This window comes from Sphingobium scionense (assembly GCF_014197035.1).
In the GTDB taxonomy this organism is placed as follows: domain Bacteria; phylum Pseudomonadota; class Alphaproteobacteria; order Sphingomonadales; family Sphingomonadaceae; genus Sphingobium; species Sphingobium scionense.
The window spans coordinates 108,446-132,488 of record NZ_JACIEU010000012.1; the positions used below are offsets into that span (position 1 = coordinate 108,446).

Annotated in this window: 24 protein-coding genes; 11 read left to right on the forward strand and 13 right to left on the reverse strand. The window is 65.0% G+C overall.

Annotation, left to right across the window (positions count from 1 at the left end; genetic code table 11):
* The first annotated feature begins 28 nt into the window (after nucleotides 1-28).
* Nucleotides 29-445: a GtrA family protein gene (locus tag GGQ90_RS15485; RefSeq protein ID WP_188082980.1), complete on the forward strand. Its 417-nt coding sequence runs from the start codon at nucleotides 29-31 to the stop codon at nucleotides 443-445.
* A 94-nt stretch (nucleotides 446-539) separates the two neighbouring features.
* On the opposite strand, the gene GGQ90_RS15490 is transcribed toward GGQ90_RS15485, so the two are convergent.
* Nucleotides 540-1,433, reverse strand: coding sequence for an AraC family transcriptional regulator (locus GGQ90_RS15490; RefSeq protein WP_188082981.1), 894 nt, complete (start codon nucleotides 1,431-1,433; stop codon nucleotides 540-542).
* A 188-nt stretch (nucleotides 1,434-1,621) separates the two neighbouring features.
* Between GGQ90_RS15490 and GGQ90_RS15495 the strand changes: the two genes are divergently transcribed.
* Nucleotides 1,622-2,353, forward strand: a complete 732-nt coding sequence (locus GGQ90_RS15495; protein WP_188082982.1) for an SDR family oxidoreductase — start codon at nucleotides 1,622-1,624, stop codon at nucleotides 2,351-2,353.
* Between the two features lie 216 nt (nucleotides 2,354-2,569).
* Here GGQ90_RS15495 and GGQ90_RS15500 read toward each other — a convergent pair whose 3' ends face one another.
* The 3 genes from GGQ90_RS15500 to GGQ90_RS15510 form a co-directional block, all read right to left on the reverse strand.
* Nucleotides 2,570-3,376 carry a LytR/AlgR family response regulator transcription factor gene (locus tag GGQ90_RS15500; RefSeq protein WP_007713350.1) on the reverse strand — a complete coding sequence of 269 codons (807 nt, stop codon included), beginning with the start codon at nucleotides 3,374-3,376 and terminating at the stop codon, nucleotides 2,570-2,572.
* The gene (locus tag GGQ90_RS15505; RefSeq protein WP_188082983.1) at nucleotides 3,373-4,479 is read right to left on the reverse strand and encodes a sensor histidine kinase; all 1,107 of its coding nucleotides are present in this window, start codon (nucleotides 4,477-4,479) and stop codon (nucleotides 3,373-3,375) included. The genes GGQ90_RS15500 and GGQ90_RS15505 overlap by 4 nt, the downstream gene beginning before the upstream one ends.
* Before the next feature lie 63 nt (nucleotides 4,480-4,542).
* Entirely contained in the window at nucleotides 4,543-5,025 is a 483-nt protein-coding gene (locus GGQ90_RS15510; protein WP_188082984.1) for a winged helix-turn-helix transcriptional regulator, read from the reverse strand.
* Nucleotides 5,026-5,146: 121 nt separating this feature from the next.
* Here GGQ90_RS15510 and GGQ90_RS15515 point away from each other — a divergent pair, with 121 nt between their 5' ends.
* From GGQ90_RS15515 to GGQ90_RS15535, 5 genes are all read left to right on the forward strand, one after another.
* Nucleotides 5,147-7,252 (forward strand): RelA/SpoT family protein, encoded by a 2,106-nt coding sequence (locus tag GGQ90_RS15515; RefSeq protein ID WP_188082985.1) that lies wholly within the window; start codon nucleotides 5,147-5,149, stop codon nucleotides 7,250-7,252.
* A 6-nt stretch (nucleotides 7,253-7,258) separates the two neighbouring features.
* On the forward strand, nucleotides 7,259-7,513 hold the full coding sequence (locus tag GGQ90_RS15520) for a hypothetical protein (RefSeq protein ID WP_188082986.1): 255 nt from the start codon (nucleotides 7,259-7,261) through the stop codon (nucleotides 7,511-7,513).
* 602 nt (nucleotides 7,514-8,115) lie between these two features.
* Complete coding sequence (gene rplJ, locus GGQ90_RS15525; protein ID WP_188082987.1) at nucleotides 8,116-8,631, forward strand: 50S ribosomal protein L10; 516 nt, start codon at nucleotides 8,116-8,118, stop codon at nucleotides 8,629-8,631.
* Nucleotides 8,632-8,706: 75 nt separating this feature from the next.
* Entirely contained in the window at nucleotides 8,707-9,078 is a 372-nt protein-coding gene (gene rplL, locus GGQ90_RS15530; RefSeq protein ID WP_188082988.1) for a 50S ribosomal protein L7/L12, read from the forward strand.
* A gap of 180 nt (nucleotides 9,079-9,258) precedes the next feature.
* Nucleotides 9,259-10,680, forward strand: coding sequence for a carboxylesterase/lipase family protein (locus tag GGQ90_RS15535; protein ID WP_188082989.1), 1,422 nt, complete (start codon nucleotides 9,259-9,261; stop codon nucleotides 10,678-10,680).
* Nucleotides 10,681-10,695: 15 nt separating this feature from the next.
* Here GGQ90_RS15535 and GGQ90_RS15540 read toward each other — a convergent pair whose 3' ends face one another.
* Nucleotides 10,696-12,135, reverse strand: a complete 1,440-nt coding sequence (locus GGQ90_RS15540; RefSeq protein WP_188082990.1) for a porin — start codon at nucleotides 12,133-12,135, stop codon at nucleotides 10,696-10,698.
* A gap of 246 nt (nucleotides 12,136-12,381) precedes the next feature.
* On the opposite strand from GGQ90_RS15540, the gene GGQ90_RS15545 reads away from it, so the two are divergent.
* Together GGQ90_RS15545 and GGQ90_RS15550 are read left to right on the forward strand one after the other, a co-directional pair.
* Nucleotides 12,382-13,890 (forward strand): ABC transporter substrate-binding protein, encoded by a 1,509-nt coding sequence (locus tag GGQ90_RS15545; RefSeq protein ID WP_188082991.1) that lies wholly within the window; start codon nucleotides 12,382-12,384, stop codon nucleotides 13,888-13,890.
* A gap of 65 nt (nucleotides 13,891-13,955) precedes the next feature.
* The gene (locus GGQ90_RS15550; RefSeq protein WP_188082992.1) at nucleotides 13,956-14,378 is read left to right on the forward strand and encodes a DUF4112 domain-containing protein; all 423 of its coding nucleotides are present in this window, start codon (nucleotides 13,956-13,958) and stop codon (nucleotides 14,376-14,378) included.
* Between the two features lie 6 nt (nucleotides 14,379-14,384).
* On the opposite strand, the gene GGQ90_RS15555 is transcribed toward GGQ90_RS15550, so the two are convergent.
* From GGQ90_RS15555 to GGQ90_RS15590, 8 genes are read right to left on the reverse strand one after another with little or no spacing between them, the layout of a single operon-like run.
* Nucleotides 14,385-15,212 carry a ribonuclease T2 family protein gene (locus GGQ90_RS15555; RefSeq protein ID WP_188082993.1) on the reverse strand — a complete coding sequence of 276 codons (828 nt, stop codon included), beginning with the start codon at nucleotides 15,210-15,212 and terminating at the stop codon, nucleotides 14,385-14,387.
* The gene (nadC, locus tag GGQ90_RS15560) at nucleotides 15,205-16,068 is read right to left on the reverse strand and encodes a carboxylating nicotinate-nucleotide diphosphorylase (RefSeq protein ID WP_188082994.1); all 864 of its coding nucleotides are present in this window, start codon (nucleotides 16,066-16,068) and stop codon (nucleotides 15,205-15,207) included. Before nadC ends, GGQ90_RS15555 begins: the two co-directional genes overlap by 8 nt.
* Nucleotides 16,053-16,331 (reverse strand): hypothetical protein, encoded by a 279-nt coding sequence (locus GGQ90_RS15565; RefSeq protein ID WP_004210462.1) that lies wholly within the window; start codon nucleotides 16,329-16,331, stop codon nucleotides 16,053-16,055. Before GGQ90_RS15565 ends, nadC begins: the two co-directional genes overlap by 16 nt.
* Before the next feature lie 12 nt (nucleotides 16,332-16,343).
* On the reverse strand, nucleotides 16,344-18,470 hold the full coding sequence (locus GGQ90_RS15570) for a prolyl oligopeptidase family serine peptidase (protein WP_188082995.1): 2,127 nt from the start codon (nucleotides 18,468-18,470) through the stop codon (nucleotides 16,344-16,346).
* 32 nt (nucleotides 18,471-18,502) lie between these two features.
* Nucleotides 18,503-19,918 carry a cardiolipin synthase gene (gene cls, locus GGQ90_RS15575; RefSeq protein ID WP_188082996.1) on the reverse strand — a complete coding sequence of 472 codons (1,416 nt, stop codon included), beginning with the start codon at nucleotides 19,916-19,918 and terminating at the stop codon, nucleotides 18,503-18,505.
* A gap of 24 nt (nucleotides 19,919-19,942) precedes the next feature.
* Nucleotides 19,943-20,929, reverse strand: coding sequence for a quinolinate synthase NadA (gene nadA / locus GGQ90_RS15580; RefSeq protein WP_188082997.1), 987 nt, complete (start codon nucleotides 20,927-20,929; stop codon nucleotides 19,943-19,945).
* Between the two features lie 31 nt (nucleotides 20,930-20,960).
* Nucleotides 20,961-21,674, reverse strand: a complete 714-nt coding sequence (locus GGQ90_RS15585) for a DUF4230 domain-containing protein (RefSeq protein ID WP_188082998.1) — start codon at nucleotides 21,672-21,674, stop codon at nucleotides 20,961-20,963.
* Entirely contained in the window at nucleotides 21,659-22,537 is an 879-nt protein-coding gene (locus GGQ90_RS15590; RefSeq protein ID WP_188083047.1) for an MBL fold metallo-hydrolase, read from the reverse strand. Before GGQ90_RS15590 ends, GGQ90_RS15585 begins: the two co-directional genes overlap by 16 nt.
* A gap of 111 nt (nucleotides 22,538-22,648) precedes the next feature.
* On the opposite strand from GGQ90_RS15590, the gene GGQ90_RS15595 reads away from it, so the two are divergent.
* Nucleotides 22,649-22,939, forward strand: a complete 291-nt coding sequence (locus GGQ90_RS15595) for a GIY-YIG nuclease family protein (RefSeq protein ID WP_188082999.1) — start codon at nucleotides 22,649-22,651, stop codon at nucleotides 22,937-22,939.
* A 205-nt stretch (nucleotides 22,940-23,144) separates the two neighbouring features.
* Nucleotides 23,145-24,035, forward strand: coding sequence for a tyrosine recombinase XerC (locus GGQ90_RS15600; RefSeq protein ID WP_188083000.1), 891 nt, complete (start codon nucleotides 23,145-23,147; stop codon nucleotides 24,033-24,035).
* Nucleotides 24,036-24,043 lie beyond the last annotated feature (8 nt).

Sequence of the window (24,043 nt, forward strand, 5' to 3'; positions counted from 1 at the left end):
GCTCCGCATCAAAGCGCAACGGGGCTCCATGAAAATCATCGACCAATTGACGCCCGCCCACCGGGCGCTGTTCTGGCAGATATTGCGCTATGGCGTGACCGGCCTGTTCATCACCGCCTGCCAGGCGGCGATCTACTGGACGCTGGCGGCGCCCGTCGGCATCCACCCTCAGGTCGCCAACGGCATCGGCTATCTCTGCGCCGTGGCCATCGGCTATGTGCTGCACAACGCCTTCACCTTCCGCGGCCATGGCAGCCAGTCGGGCCATGCCGCGCGCGGCTTCCGCTTCGTTGCCGTCTCGCTGGTCAGCTATGCGCTGAACGCCCTGTGGGTCTATCTGTGCGTCACCCATATGCGCTGGCCCGAATGGTCGCCGATCCCGGCGATGATCTTCGTCACCCCCGCTGTGGTGTTCGGCCTCAACCGCCAATGGGTGTTCCGCTAAGACAAGTTCCCTCTCCCGCTGGCGGGAGGGGTTGATGGGAGGCAAGTGACTCCCATCAAGGGGGTGGGCCAGCGCAACGGCGCGAGAGCCTCCCTCAGATCGCCAGCGCCCGGTTCGGCATGGCGCGCAACCGGCCGACGTCGCGCTGGGGCGGCGCGCCGAACAGGCGGCGATATTCGCGACTGAACTGGGACGGGCTGTCATAGCCGACCTGATAGCCGGCCTCGGCCGCGTCGATCCGCTGTGCCAGCATCATCTGCCGCGCCTGCTGGAGCCGCAGTTGTTTTTGATATTGCAGCGGCGTCATCGCCGTCGCCCGGCGAAAATGATCGTGGAAGCTCGACAGGCTCATGCCGGCAAGATCGGCCAGCACCGGGCCACTGAACGGCTCGCGATAATGGGCCTTGAGCCAGCGGATCGCGCGCGCGATCTGGCCGGTGCGGCTGTCGCCGCTGGCAATCGCCCGCAGCAGCCCGCCACTCCGTCCCATCATCAGCCGCAGCAGCAATTCCCGCTCGACCAAGGGCGCCAGCAGCGCGGCGCTGTCCGGCTGGCCGAGCAGGCCCGTCAGCCGGCTCGCCGCGTCCAGCAGTTCGGGCGTGATCGGGTGGAGCGAGAGCGCACGCCCCTCCTCCACCGCCGCAGCAGCCGGCAGGGCCAGCGCGATGTCGGACAGCATCGCCGGGTCGAGATAGAGGCAGAAACAGAGATAGGGGCTATCCCCATCCGCCTGCGTCACCGTGCCGGTGATCGGCAGGTCGAGCGAGGCGACCAGATAGCTGGCCGGGCCATAGGCTATGACCGCATCGCCCATCATCACCTGCTTGGCGCCCTGCGCGATGATGCACAGCGCCGGGCGCTGGAGCATGTGCACCGGTTCGCCCGGCTGCGACCAGCGCACCAGCGTCAGCCGCGGGATCCGCGTGTCGACTATGCCGTCCGCGTCCATATGGCGGGCGATCTGCTCGCCCAGATGCTCATGGCTCATGCGCACCACCTTCCAGGAATTTCAGGCAATCCAAATAGCGCACAAAGCCGATAATCACCACGCCAGATCAGCCATTCGGAATATCGTGCAATCATGGCGCAGGACCATTCTATCGCTCCGGGGCCGAACAGGCGCATTAATCCTCTATCGGATCGAGCCTCGATCCAACCAAGGATGGAGATTGAATCATGGCTATCGAGAATAAGGTCATCGCGATCACCGGCGCCAGCAGCGGCATTGGCGAGGGCACGGCGCGGCTGCTGGCGGCGCGCGGCGCCTGGCTGATGCTGGGCGCCCGCCGCACCGACCGCTTGGCGGCACTCGCCGCAGAACTGAACGCCGCCGGCGGCAAGGTCGCCTTCCGCGCGCTCGACGTCACCGACCGCGCCGATGTCGAGGCCTTCATTGCCGCGACGGAGGCCGAATATGGCCGCATCGACGTGCTGGTCAGCAATGCCGGACTGATGCCGCTGTCGCGCTTCGACAGCCTGAAGGTCGAGGAATGGGACCGGATGATCGACGTCAACATCCGCGGCGTGCTGCACGGCATCGCCGCTGCCCTGCCCCGCTTCAAGGCCCGGGGCAGCGGCCATTTCGTCAATATCTCGTCGATCGGCGGCTATCGCGTCTGGCCGACCTGCGGCGTCTATTCGGCGACCAAATATGCAGTCCGCGCCATTTCCGACGGGCTGCGGATGGAGCATGACGACATCCGCGTCACCATCGTGTCGCCCGGCGTGGTCGAATCCGAACTGGCGAGCACCATTACCGAAGCGGGCGCCGCCGCCGCGATGGAGGATTTCCGCGCCATCGCCCTGACGCCGGACGCAATCGCCCGCGCCATCGCCTATGCAGTGGAGCAGCCCGACGATGTCGATGTGAATGAATTGATCGTCCGTCCGGTGCGGACGATGGACTGACGAAGAGGGCATTTGAGAAATGGCGGTACCAGCCCGCTCCCCCGCCCAACCACCCGATCCAGTGTCATCCTGTCGGGTGGTTGGGCGGGGGAGCGGGCTGGTACCGTACCGAAAAATCGCTCTTTCGCGATTTTTCCAAACAGACTCCGGGATCGGCTCAAGCCATCCCGCACCAAACGGCCGGCCGCCCCTGCACGGGCGGCCGGCGCCGTTTCGTCAGTGGACGAAACGCGCGACGACGTCGCGGTAGGAACGGCTGACCTTCACCTGGGCACCGGATTCCAGCACCAGGAAGCATTCGCCGTTGGTATGGGGCTTCACCTGACGCACCTGGCTCAGGTTGACGATGGTCGAGCGATGGACGCGCTGGAAATTGCGCGGGTCGAGCCGCTTTTCCAGATCCTTCATCGTCTCGCGCAGGATCAGCGAGTTGTCGGCGGTATAGATGCACATATAGTCGCCCGCCGCGTCGATCCGCTCGATCGAATCCACGTCGACGCGGAAAATCTGCCCGCGATCCTTGATGTTGATGAGCTTTTCGAAACGGTTGGATGCCGGCGCATCCTCATCCCCGGCGGCGGAGAAATCGCTCATCGCCTGGGGGGCGACCTCGGCCAGCACCTCGCGCAGCTTTTCCGCTTCCTGCACCTGCTTCTTGTCCGACAGGCGCAACCGCACCCGGTCGAGCGCATCGGCCAGGCGGCCTTCATCCACCGGCTTCATCAGATAGTCGACCGCCTGCGCCTCGAAGGCGCGGATCGCATGGTCGCTATAGGCGGTGACGAAGATGAACAAAGGTGGTTCGACCTCCATCATGCCCTGGACGACGGAAAAGCCGTCGAAACCGGGCATCTGGATATCGAGGAACACGAGGTCGGGTTTGTGCGTCTTGATGGCACGGATGGCTTCGCGGCCATTGGTGCATGTCTCGATGATTTCGACATCCTCATGCGCTTGCAGACGAAGCTTAAGACCCTGGATAGCCAGGCTTTCGTCGTCGACGAGGATTGTTCTGATGGTCATGCGGCCACTTTCGATGTTTCATCCATGTTAAGCGGAATTTCGATGATGACCGAAAAACCGCTTTGCGTGGAACGCGTTTCGAACCTCTGTCGTTCCCCGAAGGCCTGAATTAACCGGTCCCGGATGTTCGGCAGGCCGACGCCCGTCCCCTCGCTGACGGGAATGTGTGGCTTCATCGCACCGTCGTTCAATCCCGGCCCGCTGTCCGATACGACGATCCGGACATTTTCACCGGCAGGTTGCGCCATGACAGAGATTTCGGCGCCTTCCTCCTTGGGCGTCACCGCATATTTGATCGCATTTTCCACCAATGGCTGCAGCAGCAGCGACGGCAACCGGGCATGGGCCACCGCCGGGTCGATGTCGAACACCGGCCGCAGCCGATCCTCGAACCGCATCTTCTCGATCTCCAGATAGAGTTTCAGCGTCTCGACCTCCTGCTCCAGCGTCACTTGGGCGGTCGGCTCGTTGATGAGCGTGTAGCGCAGGAAGGAGGACAGCCGCGACAGCATCGCATTGGCGCGTGTCGTTTCCTTGAGCAGCACCAGCGTCGATATGGAGTTGAGCGTATTGAACAGGAAATGCGGATTGAGCTGATAGCGCAGCATGGCGAGTTGCGCGCTCGACGCCTGATTCTCCAGATGCAGCAGCTGGTCCGCCTGCTCCTCCACCGTCAGGTAGAAATTGATCGCATAATAGAGCGCCGACCAGGCGCCGAGCAGCGTCATCGACAGATAGAAGGCGCCCAGGAACAGTTGCAGCCCAGCCGTGTCGCTGCCCTTGTTCTGGGTCGAAAAGACCCAGGCATCGATGAAGGCGACCATCGCGGCAGCCGCGACCACGGTGACGATCGATGCGCCCCAGGTGAGGATCGGCCGCTGTTTCTGCAGGAATCGGAAGGCCACTGCGATCAGCAGGGTCGCCGAATAGCCGGTAACGGTGGAGATCAGCACCGGGATCAGGCTGGACAGCGGCTGACCATTGGCGATGGTGGACGACCCGCGCAGCAGGAAGGCCCCGGCCCAGCCAAGCGACTGGAGGTTCCAGAAGGCGCGATTCTTGTCCGCGAAAAAGGGTTTGGGCTGAAGGGGATGGACTGACATTGCCGCCAACCTAGGCGATTTCAGCGCCATGGTGAAGTCGTCCCGTCGGTTCAGATCCGATCGTCAGGCCGCCACGGCCGGCTCTTGCGTCATCGGCGTGACCTCGTCACGACACAGCCAGACCAGATCGCTCAACTCCAGCGTGCGGCCGTCATGCGCCAGCACCGCGATCGGCCGGATCGGCTGACCATCGCGCTTGTCTGCCAGCACCTGACAGAAAGGCGGCGCACAGCCCCATTTTTCGCCCCACTGGCGCAGCGCGATCATCGCCGGGGCAAGCTCCTGGCCCTTTTCGGTCAGCCGATATTCGACCTTGCGCCGGTCGCACTGCATCGGCTGGCGCAGCATGATGCCGTTTTCGACCAGCCGCGACAGCCGGTTCGCCAGGATGTTGCGGGCGATGCCCAACGTCGACTGGAACTCCTCGAAATGGCGGATGCCCGACAGGGCGCCACGCAGGATCAGGAAGGACCAGCGCTCACCCATCGCCTCCAGCGCGGCGGGAAGGGCACATTGTTCCAGATCCTGGGCAAGATTATGTTTCATGATGCCACACCAATAGCGCAAAGCGGCAATCGTTGCAAAAGTTGCACAAACGGAACCCAAATATCACAAAACGGGATTTTTTGGTTGCGCAGCAAGGCACTTCCCACACAATCGGGAAACGATGCTACGCCAATATGAACTTGTCGAACGGGTAAAACGCTACGATCCGGATGCGGATGAAGCGATGATCAACCGCGCCTATGTCTTTTCTGTCCAGAAGCATGGCAGCCAGAAGCGCGCCAGCGGCGACCCCTATTTCAGCCATCCGATCGAGGTCGCCGGTATCCTGACCGACTTCTATCTGGACGACCAGACGATCGTGACCGCGCTGCTGCACGACACGATCGAGGATACGCTGGTCACCTATGACGAGATCGAGGAAGCGTTCGGCAAGGATGTCGCCCGCATGGTCGACGGCGTGACCAAGCTCTCCAAGATCGAAGCGATGTCCGAAAATGAGCGGGCGGCGGAGAATCTGCGCAAATTCCTGCTCGCCATGTCGGACGATATCCGCGTGCTGCTGGTGAAGCTGGCCGACCGGCTGCACAATATGCGCACGCTGCACTTCATCAAGAATGAGCAGAAGCGCCGGCGCATCGCCAAGGAGACGATGGACATCTATGCCCCGCTCGCGGAGCGGATCGGCATGTATGACTTCATGCGCGAGATGCAGCTGCTGGCCTTCCGGGTGCTGGAACCCGAAGCCTATGACAGCATCACCAAGCGGCTGGAGCAGCTGAAGGAAGGCGGCCATGACAAGGTCGACCGGATCGGCGCGGAACTGCAATTGCTGCTGGGCGGCCATAACCTGTCCGTCACCGTGTCGGGGCGCGAGAAGCACCCCTATTCCATCTGGAAGAAGATGCAGGAACGGCACATCAGCTTCGAACAGCTGACCGACGTCATGGCCTTCCGCGTCATCACCGAGACGACCGAGGATTGCTATCGCGCGCTGGGCGTCATCCACCAGACCTTCAAGATGGTGCCGGGCCGGTTCAAGGATTATATCTCCACCCCCAAGCGCAACGGCTATCGCTCGCTGCACACCACGGTCATCCATCAGGAAAATGCCCGTATCGAGGTGCAGTTACGCAGCCGCGACATGCATAATGACGCCGAACTCGGCCTCGCCGCGCACTGGGCCTACAAGCAGAAGGGCGACGCCACCGACCAGAATGCCGCCTGGCTGCGCGACCTGGTCGAAATCCTGGAACAGAGCCAGGATGCGGACGAGCTGCTCGAACATACCCGCATGGCGATGTATCAGGATCGCATCTTCGCTTTCTCACCCAAGGGCGAGCTGCACCAGCTGCCCAAGGGATCGACCCCGGTCGATTTCGCCTATGCCGTCCACACCTCCCTCGGCAACCAGACCGTCGGGGCGAAGGTGAATGGCCGGGTGGTGCCGCTGCGCACATCCCTCGAAAATGGCGACCAGGTCGAGATTCTCAAGTCGGCCGGGCAGGAGCCGCAGCCCGGCTGGCTGACCTTTGCCATCACCGGCAAGGCGCGTGCCGCCATCCGCCGCTTCATCCGCCAGAAGCAGCGTGGCGAGGAAGTGGCGCTGGGCGAGAAACTCTATGAGGAAATCATCGGCCGCTTCTCGCCCGAACTGGCGAGCGAGCTGGGCGACAAGGCACTCAATGCCGCGCTCAAGCGGCTCAAGCTGGAGGATCGCGCCTCGCTGATGGTGGCCATCGCCACCCATCGCCTGCTCGATTCCGAAGTGATGGAGGCGCTGATCCCCGGCTCCACCAGCGGCCAGGAACTGGAAGACGCCCATCCGCGCCAGCATGCCCCGGTCTCGATCCGCGGCCTGACGCCGGGCATCGCCTTCAAGCTGAGCGAATGCTGCCACCCGGTGCCCGGCGACCGCATCGTCGGCATCCGCCGCACCGGCGAGCCGATCGAGGTCCACACCATCGACTGCCGCACGCTGGAGACAGGCCAGGATGATGACTGGGTGGACCTGAGCTGGGACAGCAAGTCCAAGGGCGGCACCGCCCGATTGCAGGTCATCGTCAAGAACCAGCCCGGTGCGCTCGCCGCCGTCGCCAATGTCTTCGGCGCGACCAAGGCGAACATCCTCAACCTGCAACTGGTCAATCGCGAAGGCCCCTTCCACACCGACATCATCGATCTGGAAGTGGCCGACGCCCAACATCTCAGCCGCATCGTCTCCGCACTCCGCGCCCTCGATACGGTGGTGCAGGCGGACCGGGTCTGACCCTGGATGAAGGCACGCATCGTCTCGCTGATCACGGCCAGCCTTTTGACGGCGTCGATGAACAGCGCGATAGCGTGCCTTCCACCACCACCGACCCTTTCCCGCCTGGAGGGAGAGAGCGACGATGCCTATGCCAGACGCCTCGAACCGTTCGAAGCCGAGCGCGTGCGCAGGGATCAGGAGGAAGTCGACCGTTTCAGCGGCAAAGAGACGCGAAGAATTGGGCCTCGGCAGATCGCGTCCTACTGGCGGAAGCCGTAGCCTTTGGCGACTCCCTGCTGAAACCGCAGGTATGGCTGCGCCCTGTTCGCTGGCTGAAGGGAACAGGAAAGCTCCAGAGTTTCCAGCTCAAGCCCATAGCCCAAGACAGCTGCGAATGGCCGGGAAATGGCGATGCGCTGCAAGGCGAGGTGGGAGAGACATTCCTAATCTTCCTGAAACCAGGCGCTCCATCGTCGAAGACCGTTCTCGACAGCATATCGGTCAACCGCATCGTGGGCGAGCGCAGCAAGGCTGCACTGGGGCAGTCCTGACGACGTCATGCGCATCCCGCCACCGCGCCAGATTCCACGTGACAGCATGACCCAAAATCTGTAAGGGCGCCAGCAGCAGACCCGTGGCTCACGCCATTGGTCTTCCGTCCGAGACAGTTGGTGAAGGGAATTTGCCCTTCTTAATCTCCAGCCTAGACGGGGAAAAGTTCTTTACCGGATGGGCCACGCGCCCGATTCGGGTCTGCCTGTTTTCCTGAAACGGAGACACGGCCAGTCGATCTCTCCCCTTCGGACTATTGCCCTGTGCGGAAACGCACGGGCTTTTGCCGTCCATCGGGTCGTCCGATGGACATGAAGTGGAGTAATGGCATGGATCGTAATCAGAAAGCTGAGGTCGTTTCCGCGCTGAACGCAGAGCTGGCAGAAGTTGGCGTGGTCGTCGTGACCCGCAACCTCGGCATGACCGTCGCCCAGTCGACTGTCCTGCGCCAGAAGATGCGCGACGCCGGTGCGTCCTACAAGGTTACGAAGAACCGCCTCGCCCGTATCGCCCTTGACGGCACCGCCTACGGCTCGATCAGCGACCTGCTGACCGGCCCCGTCGGCCTTGCCACCTCGGCCGATCCGGTCGCAGCCGCCAAGGTTGCGGTCGAATTCGCGAAGACCAACGACAAGCTTGAGATCGTTGGCGGCGCGATGGGCGAAGTGCTGCTCGATGCGGAGGGCGTCAAGGCCCTGGCATCGATGCCGTCGCTGGATGAACTGCGTGCAAAGCTGATCGGCCTCATCGTCGCTCCGGCTACCAAGCTCGCAACCGTCACCCAGGCACCGGCAGCGCAGCTCGCGCGTGTCTTCAACGCCTATGCGGAGAAGGAAGCGGCCTGATTGGCCCCGACCGACTTCTTGTAATCGTTTCAACATCATATTGCGGGGCTTCCCCCGCTTAGAAGGAAATATATCATGGCAGACATCAACGCTCTGGTCGATCAGCTCTCGGCCCTCACCGTCCTCGAAGCCGCTGAGCTGTCGAAGGCTCTGGAAGAAAAGTGGGGCGTTTCGGCCGCTGCTGCCGTCGCCGTTGCCGGCCCGGCCGCTGCCGCTGCTCCGGCTGCTGAAGAGCAGACCGAATTCGACGTGATCCTGACCGGCGACGGTGGCAAGAAGATCAACGTCATCAAGGAAGTCCGCGCCATCACCGGCCTGGGCCTGACCGAAGCCAAGGCTCTGGTCGAAGGCGCCCCGAAGGCTGTCAAGGAAGGCGCCAGCAAGGACGAAGCTGAAAAGCTGAAGAAGCAGCTGGAAGAAGCCGGCGCGACCGTCGAGCTGAAGTAAGCTGTTCGGCCTCGCTTCGGCGAGGCCCAGCCTTCCGGTTTCGGCCGGAGAGATATGGGGTGGTTCCTAACGGAGCCGCCCCTTTTTCTTTGCCCGATCAAGCGCCCGATCAAGCCGATTGATTTCGCCGCCAAATTTGCCTCTATTCCCGCCCACAGAATGGAATGGAGGATGCAGGCGATGCAGCGGACCACTATCATCGGGCTAAGCGCCCTGTTGCTCGGCACCAGCGCCCTTGGCACGGCGCCGCTCGCCGCCCGTTCCCCCACGCCCCAGCCACAGATGGTCCAGACCGAGGCGGGAATCGTCCATGGCGCGCTCGACGCCGGGGTGGAAAGCTGGAAGGGCATTCCCTTCGCCGCGCCGCCGGTCGGCGATCTGCGCTGGCGCATGCCCCAGCCCGTCGCCCGCTGGCAGGGCGTGCGCGAAGCCACCGCCTATCGCAACGACTGCATGCAGCTGCCCTTCCCCAGCGATGCCGCGCCGCTCGGCACCCCGCCGGCCGAAGACTGCCTCTACGCCAATGTCTGGAAGCCTGCCGGCACCACCGCCAGGCTGCCGGTCCTGTTCTGGATCTATGGCGGCGGCTTCGTGAATGGCGGATCGTCGCCGCCCACCTATTCGGGTGCCGCGCTGGCAAAGCAGGGGCTGATGGTGGTCAGCTTCAACTATCGGCTCGGCCGTTTCGGCACCTTCGCCCACCCCGCCCTTGCCGCCGCGAACGAGGACAAGGGCCTCGCCGGCAATTACGGCCTGATGGACCAGGTCGCGGCGCTGCAATGGGTGAAGCGCAACATCGCCCGCTTCGGCGGCGATCCCGCCAACATCACCATCATCGGCGAAAGCGCGGGCGGCATGTCGGTCCATGCGCTGCTGACCTCGCCGCTGTCGCAGGGCCTGTTCCAGCGCGCGGTCATCATGTCGGGTGGCGACGGGCAGATGCGCGGTCCACAGGATGGCAGCGCCGCCACGATCGGCGAAGCCTTCGCCGGGACCAAGGGGATCAAGGGCAGCGACGCCGCCACGCTCAAGGCGCTGCGCGCGCTGCCCGCCGATCAGGTGATCGACGGCCTCAACCTCGAAGGCATGTTCAAGGGCCAGCTCGGCCCCTACAGCCCGCCCTTCCCCGACGGGAAGATCGCGGTCAATCCCGCCGCCGCCTATGCGGCCGGCAATTTCGCTCATGTGCCGGTGATGGTCGGCGCGACCGGCGCCGATATTGGCGGGCCGACCGGCTTCATGGTCGGCGGCGCCCGCACCGTCGCCGCCACGCTCGCGGCGGCGAAGCTGCCGGTCTATGCCTATCGCTTCGACTATGTCGCGACCTCGGTCGGCAAGCCCGGTGCGGGCCATGCCACCGACATCCCCTATTTCTTCGACACCCAGGCGATCAAATATGGCGCCGCGACAACACCGCGCGACAATGAGATGGGCCGCACCATCAGCGCCTATATTGTCAATTTCGCGCGCAGCGGCGATCCGAACGGCACCGGCCTGACCGCCTGGCCGCGCTATGACGCGAGCGAGGACCGGATCATGTTGTTCGACCCCGACGGCAAGGCCGCAGCGCAGAAGGATCCGCTACCGCCGGTCACGCCCTGAGGGTAGATTGGCCGGTCAGTAGTTCCACTGCACCTGGGTGCGGATCAGATTGCCTTCCGCCCGGCCGGTGCGGCGTTCGTCGGCTTCGGCGCGCTTCATCCGGGCATAGGCGAAGGTGAATTCCAGCGCCTTCCACGGCTGCCATTCGATCCCCAGTTCGAACTCGTCGGTTTCCAGCCGCGGCGCGTTGGTGCCGGCCTTCCACCCGCCGCGATAATGCTGCCAGCGGCCATAGGGCATCAGCGCGCCGATCGTCTCGGTCGGCAGGCGATACATCATCTGGACATAGCCGCCGCTCAAATTCTTGGTCTCGATCGACTGGCTGGCGACGTCATATTCCGGTCCCTTGCCCCAATTCCATTCGGCCTGGATGCCAAAGGGCTGGGGATAGAGAATGGCGTGAAGGCCGACGCGATCATCATCATAGGCGATCGTGCTGACGCCGCCGCTGCGCAGTTCGGGCTGCACATCGTTCATCATCGCCGATCCGCCGATTTCCAGCACCTGCCCCTCAAAGGCACCGCCCAGCCCGTCCAGTTCGAACGGCCAGGTCGCAAAGGCGACCTTCATCAGCCCACGATTCTGCTCGGTCCGGTTGGTGCCCTGCCCGTTGAAGACACCCAGGCCAAAGGCGCCATAATTGCCGAACAGCTTCTGCCCGTCATGCCCCAGCCGGTCCCAGATCTGCTGCACCGACGTCGGCGTATAATAGCCGACAATGCCCAGATCGCGCTCGCTCGGCACCGCGCTGTTGATCGCGTCGCTGCGGTCCAGCGTCAGACGGTTGGACGAGGACTGCATATTTTCCCAGCCGAACGGCACCTTCGACTGACCGAAGCGCACACGCCAATTCTTGTCCTTGTCGAGGAAGACATCGGCATAGGCATCGCGCAACTGGACGAAGCCCTCGCGCCGCTCGCTGCCCGCCTGGTTGTTCACCGCCGACGCGAAATCGGACTGGAGATAGAGCGACACCCGGTCCGACACATCGCCCTGCAGCACCAGCCGCGCCCGGCGCAGCGAGAAGCTGCCGCGATCGGAAATCGAACTGTCATGGACCGAGCGGAGCCGCGACTGGCCGGCCGGCGCCGTGTCGTCGCCCGACAGGAAGGCATTGTAGCGCATCTGGGTATAGCCGCGCAGCGACAACTTCTCATACCAGGCCTTGGACTTGGGCGGGGTCGCCGACGCCGGAACGGCGGCCGGCGCGACCGGCGCGGCAGCAAGGGCAACGGGCGCCGCAGGCGCCGCAGCGGATTCAACGACAGGCGCTGGCGCGGGCGCCGCCGGCTGCGCGCCCTTGTTGGCGGCCAGTGCGGCGGTCAGCGCCTGCACCTGCGCCTTGAGTTCGTCGATCTGGCGCTGCAAGGCCGCATTATCCTGCGCCTGTGCCGGCGTGGATAGCATCAGCGTCGCCAGCGCGGTGCCGGCGGCCAGTCGCAATCGGAGCGTCATTCCTGTTCATTCCCCTGTTTCGGGGACGCCAGTATGAATTTTATGTTACATCGCAGCGTCTTTCAGATGTCGGTTTTGTGACATCGACAAAAGCGCCGATCGCGGTTGGCGGCGGCGCCCCATCGGGCTGGAGCAGATTTCGATCCGGCTGTGCCGGATCGGCTGCTCCATATTTTTGATTTCCCGCGTTTTCCGAGTCATCAGGTGATTCCACCTGATTGGAAAACGCTTTAAGCCCGTTCCTGCATGTTCGCCGTCCCGCCCCGCCTGCGTCGCCTGTCGCGCCGCGCTGCCCTGATCGCCGGGGCCAGCCTTAGCCTTGCGCTCGGCAGTTGCTCTAACGAAGGCAGCGGCCCGGTCGTCGTCAGCGTCATCGGCAACCGCGCTGAACTCGCCAAGCCCTTGCCGAACCTGCCCAATCCGGCCGCCAAGCTGATCCTGGAAGCCACCGCCCAGGGGCTGGTCGCCTTCGATGCCGGCGGCGACATCCTGCCCGCACTCGCCCAGCGCTGGGTGGTGGAGGATGACGGGCGCAGCTATATTTTCCGCCTGCGCCGCGCCTTCTGGGCCAATGGCGCGCGCGTCACCGCGCCCGATGTCGCCCGCATGCTGATGGCGCGGATCGAAATGCTGCGCCAGCTCGACCCCGACGGGCCGCTCGACGCGGTGCAGGCGGTCGTGCCGATGACCGGCGAGGTGATCGAGATTCGCATGGCCGCCGCCCGCCCCTATGTGCTGCAGATGCTGGCCCAGCCGCAAATGGCGGTGCTGTCCCGCGACGGCGGCACCGGCCCTTATCGCAGCGCTTGGCAGCGCGGCGCGGCAATGTTGACCCCGGTCGATCGCCTGAGCGGCGACGATGCCGACAGCGATGAGGAGGAAGGCGGCGTCCCCGCCTGGCAGACTCGAATCTTGCGACCTGAGCGCGCGGCCCTCGCCATCATCCGATTCCGCGAAAAACAGTCGGCGCTGGTGCTGGGCGGCCGCTATGCCGACCTGCCCTTGCTGGTGCCCGCCGGCATCGATCGCGACGCCGTGCGCATGGACCCGGTGCAGGGGCTGCTGGGCCTTGCCATTACCGGCAAGGGTGATCTGCTCGACGATGACGGCGTGCGCGCCGCGATCAACATGGCGGTCGATCGCGACCAGCTGCTCCAGATGTTCCCGCTGGGCGGCTGGGCGATCAGCGAGCAATTGCTGCCCGGCCAGCTCGACCTGCCGGTCGCGCCGCCCACGCCCGCCTGGGTCGGGCAGGCGATGGATGATCGCCGGGCGCAGGGCCGCGCCATCATCGACCGCTGGCGCGCCGCCCATGGCAATCCACCGCCGCTGCGCATCGCCCTGCCCGCCGGCCCCGGCTCGACCCTGTTGTTCGGCCTTTTGGCGCGCGATCTGGGCGCCATCGGCCTTGCCGCAGAGCGGGTCGATCTGGCGGACAAGGCGGACCTCACCCTGATCGACGAGGTCGCCGCTTATGACAGCGCGCTCTGGTATCTCGGCCGGATCGGCTGCGCCCGCAAGATTCACTGCAGCCCGGAAGGCGAATCCGCGCTGCAGGCCGCCAGCCTCGCCAGCACGGCGGAGGAACGCGCCGCCCGCGTCGCCCAGGCGGTAGGCCTGATTCAGGGCCATGACGGCTATATCCCGCTCGGCGCGCCGATCCGCTGGTCGCTGGTGTCGAAACGGCTCAGCGGCTTCCTGCCCTCGCCGCGTGGCCGTCACCCATTGAACCATCTCTTCCGCAGCACCAATTAAGGGTCTGCGCCCTTTTTGCCGCGCTGGACGTTATCCGGCAGCACAGGGCTTTGGAGAGTGATGGAATGCCCGTTTCGACCAAGCAATTCGATGACCTTGTTCGTGACATGCCCGGCTTCGGCCGCGATCCTGTCTCGATCCGCCGCCGGATCGAGATGATGGAGGCCCTCCTGGAAGGGCTGTTCGTCATCCCCGGCACGAAGCGGCGGGTGGGCCTCGACAGCCTTGTCGGCCTCGTGCCCGTCGTCGGCGACATCGCGACCGCCGCCATGGGCGCCTGGATCGTGTGGGAAGCCCGGAACCTCGGCCTGTCCAAATGGCAGATCACCCGGATGGCCGCCAATGTCGGCGTCGACACGCTGGTTGGCGCCATCCCCTTTGCCGGCGATATCTTCGACTTTCTCTACAAGTCGAACACGAAGAATCTACGCATCATCCGCAAGCATCTCGATCGCCACCATCCCTCGACGGTGACGATCGACGGTTGATGTCTGTCAGTTGCCCTCGACCGGCGGCTGGGCGTTGGGGTCGAGATCCAGCATCAACCCCGGCCGCTTGGTCGGATTGGCTGGCGGCGGCACCGGGCGGCGGGGATTGAGGATGATCGGGCCGGGCGTGATCTTGACATAGGCGCTGTCGGGCACGCCGCCCTGATGGCCGGGGCAGCGGGTGAACTCCAGCGCCCGGTCCATGCACAGCCACACTTCGCTCAGCTTGTTGTCGCGCGTCGTGGTGACGCGCATCATGTCCGCCGTCATGCCCTTGTTGGCCTTGGCGAAAGCCTGGGCAAACTGGCCGGCGGTCAGGTTCGGACGCCGCGACAGCGCCGCCATGTCGGGATAGCGCAGCGATTCATAGAAGGCGCGCGACAGGTTGAAATACAGCTCCGGCTTGGTCGCCATGCAGGTGCCATGCTTGGCCCATTCATGCTGGATCAACTGGGCCGAGGGGGTGGCGCACATATTCTGGCGGATCACCGCGCGCGGCACCAGATCGGTCGCACGACAATATTGCGGCCATTCCTTGCCATATCCGTCGGGCCACAGGCCATGCAGGGTGAAGCCGAACTTGCCATTGCGCCCACCGCACTGGACGCTGTTTCCCGTCCCCTTGGCGGTCGCGCAATATTGCGGCGACCAGCTGATCGCCAGCGTATAGCTGCCGATCGGCAGGACGCGCTTGGGTTCCTTGTCGCTGGGCAGTTCCGGTTCGGGCCGGGCCGGCTGGCTGGGTGGGCTGCAATAGGCTGCCTGGGCGAGCGCAGTGCCGGGCAGGGCGGCAAGGGTCAGAATGGGGGCGAGAGCGAAAATCAGGTTACGCATGGGAAAAATCCAGTCCGATGTCGGCGGCAGGGGCAGATTGGGTGAGGCGGCCGACGCTGATATAGGTGACGCCGGTCTCCGCCTTGGCGCGGATCGTCTCCAGCGTGACGCCGCCCGATGCTTCGGTCGGCACCCGTCCGCCGACCAGGGTCACGGCGCCGCGCAGCGTGGCTGCATCCATATTGTCGAGCAGCAAATGGGTGGCGCCTGCGGCCAGCGCCGGCTCGATCTGGTCGACCCGGTCGACCTCGACGATGATCTGGGCGATGCCGGCGGCGACTGCACGGCGCGCCGCTTCCTCGACCGATCCGGCGACCGCGACATGATTGTCCTTGATCATCGCCGCATCCCACAGGCCCATGCGATGATTGGTCGCGCCGCCCATGCGGGTGGCATATTTCTCCAGCCGACGCAGGCCGGGGATCGTCTTGCGGGTATCCAGCAAGGTCGTGCCCGTGCCCAGGATCGCGTCGACATAGGCGCGCGTCATGGTGGCGATGCCGGTCAGGTGCTGCACCGTGTTGAGCGCCGACCGCTCGGCCGTCAGTAGCGCGCGCGCCTTGCCCCGGATGCGCATGATGTCGGTCCCGGCCGCCACCTGCTCACCATCCTGATGCAGCAGCGCGATCTCGACATCGGGATCGAGCGCCCGGAAGAAGGCGACCGCGATCGGCAGCCCGGCGAGCGTCACCGCGTCTCGGCTGTCCATGACCCCGTCGAAGATCGCATCGGCCGGGATTACCGCCTCGCTGGTGACGTCGCGGCCATCCGGCCCCAGATCCTCCGCCAGCGTCGAAGCGACAAAGGCGTCGAGGTCGAACGCCTCCAGGGTAAAGCTATTCATTCTGTGTACCATGTTGCGCCGCCACCTTGGGACTTGGGAAGTTTCTTGATCTCACGGATGGTCTCTACGAATATCCGTGCGTCAGCCATTCGCTCTGGCTTGCCACGCCATTGAAAGCTTCGCTCTCCACGCAGCATCTGAACGACTTTCATCTCGGCATCATCGGGATCATCGGCTTCCAACCATCGCGTGGTGTTGAAACCACACATGCCTTTCTTGCCTATCAATTCAGCCGGAAAATGCGCTCCTCTGATCGAGCATTCATAATAGGGCATGGCCGCCCCCGCTCACTTCTTCTTCTCCACCAGTTCGCGGGTCAGGAAGGCGTGCAGCAGCGCCGCGCGCACCGCATCCTCGGCATGGTCGGCGCCGACCGAATGACCGCCCTCGCGATATTCATGATAATAGACCATGCTGCCGGTCGCCTTCAGCTTCGCCGCCATCTTGCGCGCATGGCCCGGATGCACCCGGTCATCCTTGGTCGACAGGTAGAAGAAGGCGGGCGGATACTGCACCCCGGTCTTCACATTCTGATAGGGCGACCATCTGGACATGAACGCCCAGTCCGACGGCACATCGGGATCGCCATATTCCGCCACCCAGGATGCGCCGGCCGACAAATGCGAATAGCGCTTCATGTCCTCCAGCGGCGATCCTGCGATCACCGCGCCATACAGGTCGGGCCGCTGCGTCATCGCCGCGCCCACCAGCACGCCGCCATTGGAGCGGCCGGAAATGCCGATATCGCCCTTGGCCGACACGCCGGTCTTGACCAGATCCTCGGCCACTGCCGCCAGATCGTCGAACGCATTCTGCCTTTTCTCGCGCAGCGCATCCTGATGCCAGGCTGGGCCATATTCGCCGCCGCCGCGGATATTGGCGAGCACATAGGCATTGCCATCCTCAACCCAGAACAGGCCCAGCGGCCCGGCGCGATAGGGTTCGGTGGTGAGGTAGGTCGGCGTCTGCGCCGCGCGGAACCCGCCATAGGCATGGATGAACGCCGGCACCGGCCCCGTCACGCCCTTCTTGCGCGCCAGGAAATAGGGCACCCTGGTCCCGTCCTTCGACGTCGCGAAGCGCTGCTCCACCAGGAACTGGCTGGCGTCGAAGCGCGCGGGCAGTTGCTGGATGGTTTGCGCCGGCCCCTGCGCCCCTGCCACCATCAGGCTGGGCGGCGTCAGCATCCCCTCGACCGAGGCGAAGACCCGGTCGCCCTTGTCGTCGGTGCCGACCAGATGGACCGTCGCCTTGTCGGCCAGTGGCACCGAACGGCTGGTCCAGCGACCGGTGGCGGCGTCGCGGGTCATCGCCAGCAGCGCGCCCGACACATTGTCGAGCTGCTTCACCCACAGGATATGGTCGGTGGTGCGCACTTCCTCGACCACGGTGGTCGCGGTCGGCTTCAGCACGACCTGCGGCGCCCCCGCCTTGCCCGCCGCCACATCGGCGATCGGCCAGGACACCAGCGATCCGGTCGGAATATCACCCAGCGGCTTGTTCAGCAGCACGATCATCTGCCCGTCGATCAGGCCGCGGAAATCGGCCGTATCGGGCACTGGCGTGCGGATCAGCTGGCCGTCCGCGCCCTCGATATAGAGGTCGTTGGTGTAGAAGGTCAGCGCCCGGTCGATGAAGACCCAGCGTTTGTCGCCATCCTGCTCGACGCGCGGCCGCACCGAAATGTCGCTGTCCACGCCTTCCTTGACCAAGGTCGCCGATGACAGCGGCCTGCCCCGCTTCCAGCGCTTGACGATGCGCGGATAGCCCGACGCGGTCAGCGATCCCGCGCCATAATCGGTGCCGACCAGCAGCGTATCCTTGTCCGCCCAGGCGACGTCGCTCTTGGCTTCGGGCAGGGTAAAGCCGCCCTCGACGAACTTGCCGGTGGCGAGGTCATATTCTCGCACCACATCGGCATCGGTGCCGCCCGCGCTCAGCGAGATCAGGCAGCGGCTGTAATCGGGCGCCAGGCAATCGGCGCCATGCCAGACCCAGCTCTTGCCCTCCGCCTTGCCCAGCGCATCGACGTCGATGATCGTCGTCCAGTTGGGCTTGCCCGCCAGATAGGAGGCCAGGTCGCTCGACCGCCACAGCCCGCGCGGATTCTTCGCGTCGCGCCACAAGTTGGTGACGCGATCGCCCATCACCTTGTCGGGCACCGCAATCTGGCTTTCATCGTCCAGGATCGCGCGCGCCCGCGCCCGGTCCGCCTCGAAGCGCGGGCTGGCACGCAACAGCTTTTCCGTCTCGCCATTCCACTGCTCGACCTGCGCGATCGCCTTGGTGCCTTCGATATCCTCCAGCCAGAGATAGGGATCATCGCCCGTGGCGGGCGCGGCAGCGATCAGGACGGGAGCGGAAGCGATGGCGATCGCCATCAGGGTGGAACGGAGCGTCAGCTTATGTCTCATGGCCCGATGCGATAGGCGATGATGCGGGGCCGTTACAACAGCGAGCCGACCATCCGCGCGACATTTTCCGCAACCTTGCGATAGAGCGGCCGCGCCCGCCATGTTTCGCGGTCCAGCGTCTCCGCCCGCGCCATGAAGCGGCGCTGCACCAGCTCCACCGCCGCCACCGTTTCCGCGTCATAGATGAGCAGGCTCGCCTCCTCGTTCAGTTCGAAACTGCGCATGTCGACATTGGAGGAGCCGACCACCGCCAGCCGGCCGTCGATGCTGACCGTCTTGGCATGGACGAATTCGGGCCGATGGGCATGGATGCCGATGCCCGCCGCCATCAGCTCGGCATAATAAGAGGCCTGCGCCGCATGGACCAGCCACTGGTCCACCGGCTTGGACACGATCAGGTCGACCTTCACCCCGCGCACCACCGCCGTGCGCATCGCATCGACCAGGTCGTCGTCGGGAATGAAATAGGGCGTCACCAGCATCACATGGCTGCGCGCCTGGTGCAGCTGCCACACCAGCAAAGTCTTGAACCCTTCCAGCGGATAGTTGGACCCGCTCGGCAGCAATTGCGTCACCGCGTCGCCGGCCGGCTCGGGAATGACCACCGGCCCCTCGGGCAACTGATGCGTCTCCATATACCAGTCGGCCCGCACCAGCGCCTCCAGCTCCGCCACCACCGGCCCGGTCACCCGCGCCACCAGTTCCTGGTTGACGATGCCGGGCTTGAAGTCGCGCGCGACGATATTCTGCGATCCGACATGGCCGATCGTCCCGTCGATCACGAACAGCTTGCGATGGTTGCGCATGTCGCGCCTTGTGCGTCCCCGGATCCAGCGGAACAACAGGGCGGCGCACAGCTCCACCCCCGCTGCCGTCAGCATCGCCTCCATCCCCTTGCGCCAGGGCCGCGATCCGACCGGGTCATACATCACCTGCACGGTGACGCCGCGCTTGACCGCCGCGCCCAGCGCATCGGCCACCCGCCGCCCCACCGCATCGTCGGCGAAGATATAGACGAGGATGCGGATGCTGTGCCGCGCGGCATTGATGTCCGCCACCAGCCGGTCGATCGCGACGATATAGTCGAAGATCAGATCGACCTTGTTGCCGCCGGTCGCCGGCATCTTGCCCAGCTTTGCGGCAAGGTCGACGATCGGCGCGCGATCAGGGTCGGGTGATGGCGCATGGGGCAGCAGCCGCGCGGCAATGCCACCGAACCAGGGATCAAGCTCGCCGAACCGGGCGCGCCGCCATTCGGGGAAACGCGGGCTGCCGATGATCCAGAACAGGATCAGCCCCGGCACCGGCAGGAAGAAGATCAGCAGCAGCCAGGCCCGCGTCGCCGCCGGCGTCCGGCGAAAGGGCACGGCGATCAGCGCACCGATGCGGATCGCCCATTCGAGGCAATAATAGAAAAGGCCGAAGTCGCTGTCGGGGAGGTTGACCATGTGACCGACCTCCCCCGTCTATCCTCAGCGTGCGCCCAGATCGCCCTGGCCGACCGTGCCGCTGGCCATGTCCAGCATCCGGTCCAGGCTCTTCTTGGCGGCGACGCGCAGCGTCTCGTCCATCTCGATGCGCGGGCTGAGGTCGCGCAGCGACAGATAGAGCTTCTCCATCGTGTTGAGCGCCATATAGGGGCAGATATTGCAGTTGCAGTTGCCGTCCGCGCCCGGCGCGCCGATGAAATTCTTGTCCGGCACGCTTTTTTGCATCTGATGGATGATATGCGGTTCGGTGGCGACGATCAGCGTGTCGCCCGGCATCGTCTTGGCAAAGTCCAATATGCCGCTGGTCGACCCGACATAATCGGCATGGTCGACGATATAGGGCGGGCATTCCGGGTGCGCGGCGACCGGCGCCTGCGGATGCTGCGCCTTGAGCTTCAGCAATTCGGTCTCGCTGAACGCCTCATGCACGATGCACACGCCCGGCCACAGCAGCATGTCGCGGCCCAGCTTGCGCTTGAGGTAGCCGCCCAGATGCTTGTCGGGGCCGAAGATGATCTTCTGGTCCTTGGGGATCTGCGCCAGGATCTTCTCGGCCGACGACGATGTCACGATGATGTCGGACAGCGCCTTCACCTCGGCCGAACAGTTGATGTAGCTGAGCGCAATATGATCGGGATGCGCCTCGCGAAACGCCTTGAACTGGGCGGGCGGGCAGCTGTCCTCCAGCGAACAGCCGGCGTCCATGTCGGGCAGCACGACGATCTTCTGCGGCGACAGGATCTTCGCCGTCTCGGCCATGAAGCGCACGCCGCAAAAGGCGATGACATCGGCATCGGTCTCGGCCGCCTTGCGCGACAGTTCCAGGCTGTCACCGACGAAATCGGACAGGTCCTGAATCTCGGGCGACTGGTAATAATGGCCCAGGATGACGGCGTTGCGCTCCTTGCGCAGGCGGTCGATCTCCGCGCGCAGGTCCGTCCCCTGCGGAATATCGGTGAAAGCGTTCATACCCTGTGACTCCTCGGTCTTACCGGGCGCCCTAGCGGGCCTGTCTCCGGTTTGCCAGTACCTCGTTAACCGGCGTGGTCACGTCCCAGCGATCGCGATTGGGTCGCTCCGCCGGGAAAGTGACGATCACCCGCGCATCGCCCTGCCCGGCCGCCGCCAGCGGCGCGCCCATCAGCTTCACCAGCGCGGCCCGGCCATATTCGCGCGCCTGCGCCATCCGCTCGGGCGAACCGGCCGATTTGGTGGCCCGCGCCTGGGCATAGGCGGAGGTGCGTCGGCTCAGCGCCTCGCCCGCCTCGCGCGTCACGAACAGCCCGCCGGTGCGCACCAGAGTGCGCTGGCTCTCGTCGACATTGGGCTTGCCGACGGTGACCTCGGGCGCGTTGACGATCAGGGTGCGGCGCTCCGCATCCCATTCCAGATCATCCGCGCCGATCGCGCCCACATTGACGAAATAATCGACCGAAAAGGGCATCTTCACCACCTGATCGGACTTCAGCCAGCCAAAGCCGCGCACGTCTCGGGCGCTGCTCTGGATCGTGCCGCTGAGTTCGGAAACCTTCAGGCTGCTGGTGCCGGCGATCTTTTCGGCAATGACCTTGGTCACCGCTGTCCCGTCATCCTCGACGCTCACCACATAGTCGCGATTATAGCGCTGCCAGCCGACCAGCATCGCCCCGCCGACGATCAGGATCAGCAGCGCGACCGCGATCGGCCCGGCATAGCGCTTCAGCGCATCTGCCATCGTCCATCCTCCAGCGGCGCGGCCATGCCCCGGCCATTGAGGTCGATCAGATGCGCCAGCACCGATCGCCCGGCCGCCCCGTAAAGGCGCGGGTCCACGCCCTTGTACATTTCCGCCACCATGTCGGGGATGGCGCTGTCGCCATTGCGCTCCAGGAAGCGCATGATCTGCCCCTCGCGCTGCTTGCGATGGCCCATCATGCCGCGCACCAGCCGCTGCGGATTTTCCACCGGCTCGCCATGGGCCGGATAATAGACGACATCGTCCCGCTCCAGCAGCCGCTGCATCGAGCGCATATAGGCGGTCATGTCGCCATCGGGCGGGGAAATGACGCTGGTGGACCAGCCCATCACATGGTCGCCAGTGAACAGCGCCTTGTCCTGCGCCAAAGCAAAGCAGAGATGGTTGGACGTATGGCCCGGCGTCGCCACCGCCGCCAGCGTCCAGCCGGTGCCGGCCACCCCCTCGCCATCGCCCAGCACCCGGTCGGGCCGATAGTCCGCGTCAAAGGCCGCGTCCGCGCGCGGCCCGTCGTCGCTCAGCGTCAACGGCGCACAGCCGATGATCGGCGCGCCGGTCAGCCCGCTCAGCGGCCGGGCCGCCGGACTATGGTCGCGATGGGTGTGGGTGCACAGGATCGCCACCACGCGCCGCCCGCCGATCGCGGCGATCAGCGCATCGAGATGCGCGGCCTCATCCGGCCCCGGATCGATCACCGCGACATCAGCCCCGCCGACCAGATAGGTCTGGGTGCCGGTATAGGTGAAGGGCGACGGATTGGGCGCCAGCACGCGCGCCACCAGCGGCGACAGCGTCATCAGGATGCCGGTCGGCAAATCGGCCGGATCAAACGGGGTAGCCATGGCACCCATGTGCCCATTTCCCGGCGGATTTCAAGGGCACGCCGCCATTCCAGAATATACGTCATGCCAGCGAAAGCTGGCATCTCAGGCCTTTATATGTAGCATCGCCGAATGGCGCAGGGCGGCTATACCTACATCATGACCAACAAGCCGGGCGGCGTCCTCTATATCGGCGTCACCGCCGATCTCGCCGCGCGCATCGATCAACATCGGCGCGGCACCGGATCGATTTTCTGCCGCAAATATGGGCTGACACGTCTGGTCCTCGTCGAACATCACACGGATATCCTGCTGGCGATCAGTCGGGAGAAAGCGCTCAAGGCCTGGAAGCGCGATTGGAAAATCCGGCTGATCGAACAGGCCAACCCGGACTGGGATGATCTCTTCGACCATATCGTTTGAAGGCCACAGACCCCAGCCTTCGCTGGGGTGACGATCAGGTAGGAGCGCGCCACCTGTCCTACATCGCCCCCCTCTGCTAGGCTGCCGCCATGCGCAACGCAGCCCCTCCCCGCATTCCCCGCTCCACGCAACAAGATTTCCAACTCTTGTTTGATACTATTAAAATGTGCGGGAAATATGCGAAGTTAAGCGCGGCATTTCCAACATGACCCCCTCCCTCCCCGAACGCTGGCGCCAGCATCTCAGCCTCGACCGGCGGCGCTCCACCCATACGGTGCGGGCCTATGTCGCCACGGCCGAGCGGCTGGTCGCCTTCCTCGCCGAGCATCAGGGCCAGGCCGTGACCGCCGCCAGCCTCACCCGGCTGGAGCAGGCGGACCTGCGCGCCTATCTCGCCAGCCGCCGGGTCGACGGTATCGGCAATATCTCCGCCGCGCGCGAATTGTCGGCGGTGCGCGGCTTCCTGAAATATGTCGGCGGCACGGACGCCCGCATTCCCCAGCTCAAGGGACCACGGGTCAAGCGCGGCTTGCCCCGCCCCATCTCCCCCGACGAGGCACTGGCGCTGGCCGGCGACATTGCCGAGGGCGCGCGCGAGGACTGGATCGGCGCGCGCGACTGGGCGGTGCTGCTGCTGCTCTATGGCGCGGGCCTGCGCATCGGCGAGGCAATGGGGCTGATGGGCGACATCATGCCGCTCGGCGCCACGCTCCGCGTCACCGGCAAGCGCGGAAAGACGCGGCTGGTGCCGCTGCTGCCGCAGGTCCGTGCCGCGATCGAGGCCTATGCCGACCAATGCCCCTGGGCGCCCGAACGCGACCAGCCGCTGTTCCGCGGCGCGCGCGGCGGTCCGCTTTCGGCCGCGCTCATCCGCCGGTCGGTGCAGGGCGCGCGCGGGCGCCTCGGCCTGTCGGACCGCACCACGCCCCATGCGCTGCGCCACAGTTTCGCGACCCATCTGCTCGGCCGCGGCGCCGATCTGCGCTCCCTCCAGGAACTGCTCGGCCATGCCAGCCTGACCTCGACCCAGGTCTATACCCAGGTCGATGCCGCCCATCTGCTCGACGTCTATCGCGCCGCCCATCCCCGCGCATAGCAGCCGAG

Bases quoted from the DNA above. Each gene is read 5' to 3' on its own strand.
- GGQ90_RS15540 (WP_188082990.1), bottom strand. From the start codon at position 12,135: ATGACGCTCCGATTGCGACTGGCCGCCGGCACCGCGCTGGCGACGCTG.
- GGQ90_RS15595 (WP_188082999.1), top strand. From the start codon at position 22,649: ATGGCGCAGGGCGGCTATACCTACATCATGACCAACAAGCCGGGCGGC.
- GGQ90_RS15505 (WP_188082983.1), bottom strand. From the start codon at position 4,479: ATGTCAGTCCATCCCCTTCAGCCCAAACCCTTTTTCGCGGACAAGAAT.
- GGQ90_RS15590 (WP_188083047.1), bottom strand. From the start codon at position 22,537: ATGGCTACCCCGTTTGATCCGGCCGATTTGCCGACCGGCATCCTGATG.
- GGQ90_RS15490 (WP_188082981.1), bottom strand. From the start codon at position 1,433: ATGAGCCATGAGCATCTGGGCGAGCAGATCGCCCGCCATATGGACGCG.
- GGQ90_RS15500 (WP_007713350.1), bottom strand. From the start codon at position 3,376: ATGACCATCAGAACAATCCTCGTCGACGACGAAAGCCTGGCTATCCAG.
- nadC (WP_188082994.1), bottom strand. From the start codon at position 16,068: ATGGTACACAGAATGAATAGCTTTACCCTGGAGGCGTTCGACCTCGAC.
- GGQ90_RS15555 (WP_188082993.1), bottom strand. From the start codon at position 15,212: ATGCGTAACCTGATTTTCGCTCTCGCCCCCATTCTGACCCTTGCCGCC.
- GGQ90_RS15510 (WP_188082984.1), bottom strand. From the start codon at position 5,025: ATGAAACATAATCTTGCCCAGGATCTGGAACAATGTGCCCTTCCCGCC.
- cls (WP_188082996.1), bottom strand. From the start codon at position 19,918: ATGGTCAACCTCCCCGACAGCGACTTCGGCCTTTTCTATTATTGCCTC.
- nadA (WP_188082997.1), bottom strand. From the start codon at position 20,929: ATGAACGCTTTCACCGATATTCCGCAGGGGACGGACCTGCGCGCGGAG.
- GGQ90_RS15520 (WP_188082986.1), top strand. From the start codon at position 7,259: ATGAAGGCACGCATCGTCTCGCTGATCACGGCCAGCCTTTTGACGGCG.
- GGQ90_RS15535 (WP_188082989.1), top strand. From the start codon at position 9,259: ATGCAGCGGACCACTATCATCGGGCTAAGCGCCCTGTTGCTCGGCACC.
- GGQ90_RS15600 (WP_188083000.1), top strand. From the start codon at position 23,145: ATGACCCCCTCCCTCCCCGAACGCTGGCGCCAGCATCTCAGCCTCGAC.
- GGQ90_RS15495 (WP_188082982.1), top strand. From the start codon at position 1,622: ATGGCTATCGAGAATAAGGTCATCGCGATCACCGGCGCCAGCAGCGGC.
- GGQ90_RS15565 (WP_004210462.1), bottom strand. From the start codon at position 16,331: ATGCCCTATTATGAATGCTCGATCAGAGGAGCGCATTTTCCGGCTGAA.
- GGQ90_RS15545 (WP_188082991.1), top strand. From the start codon at position 12,382: ATGTTCGCCGTCCCGCCCCGCCTGCGTCGCCTGTCGCGCCGCGCTGCC.
- GGQ90_RS15570 (WP_188082995.1), bottom strand. From the start codon at position 18,470: ATGAGACATAAGCTGACGCTCCGTTCCACCCTGATGGCGATCGCCATC.
- GGQ90_RS15485 (WP_188082980.1), top strand. From the start codon at position 29: ATGAAAATCATCGACCAATTGACGCCCGCCCACCGGGCGCTGTTCTGG.
- GGQ90_RS15550 (WP_188082992.1), top strand. From the start codon at position 13,956: ATGCCCGTTTCGACCAAGCAATTCGATGACCTTGTTCGTGACATGCCC.
- rplJ (WP_188082987.1), top strand. From the start codon at position 8,116: ATGGATCGTAATCAGAAAGCTGAGGTCGTTTCCGCGCTGAACGCAGAG.
- GGQ90_RS15585 (WP_188082998.1), bottom strand. From the start codon at position 21,674: ATGGCAGATGCGCTGAAGCGCTATGCCGGGCCGATCGCGGTCGCGCTG.
- rplL (WP_188082988.1), top strand. From the start codon at position 8,707: ATGGCAGACATCAACGCTCTGGTCGATCAGCTCTCGGCCCTCACCGTC.
- GGQ90_RS15515 (WP_188082985.1), top strand. From the start codon at position 5,147: ATGCTACGCCAATATGAACTTGTCGAACGGGTAAAACGCTACGATCCG.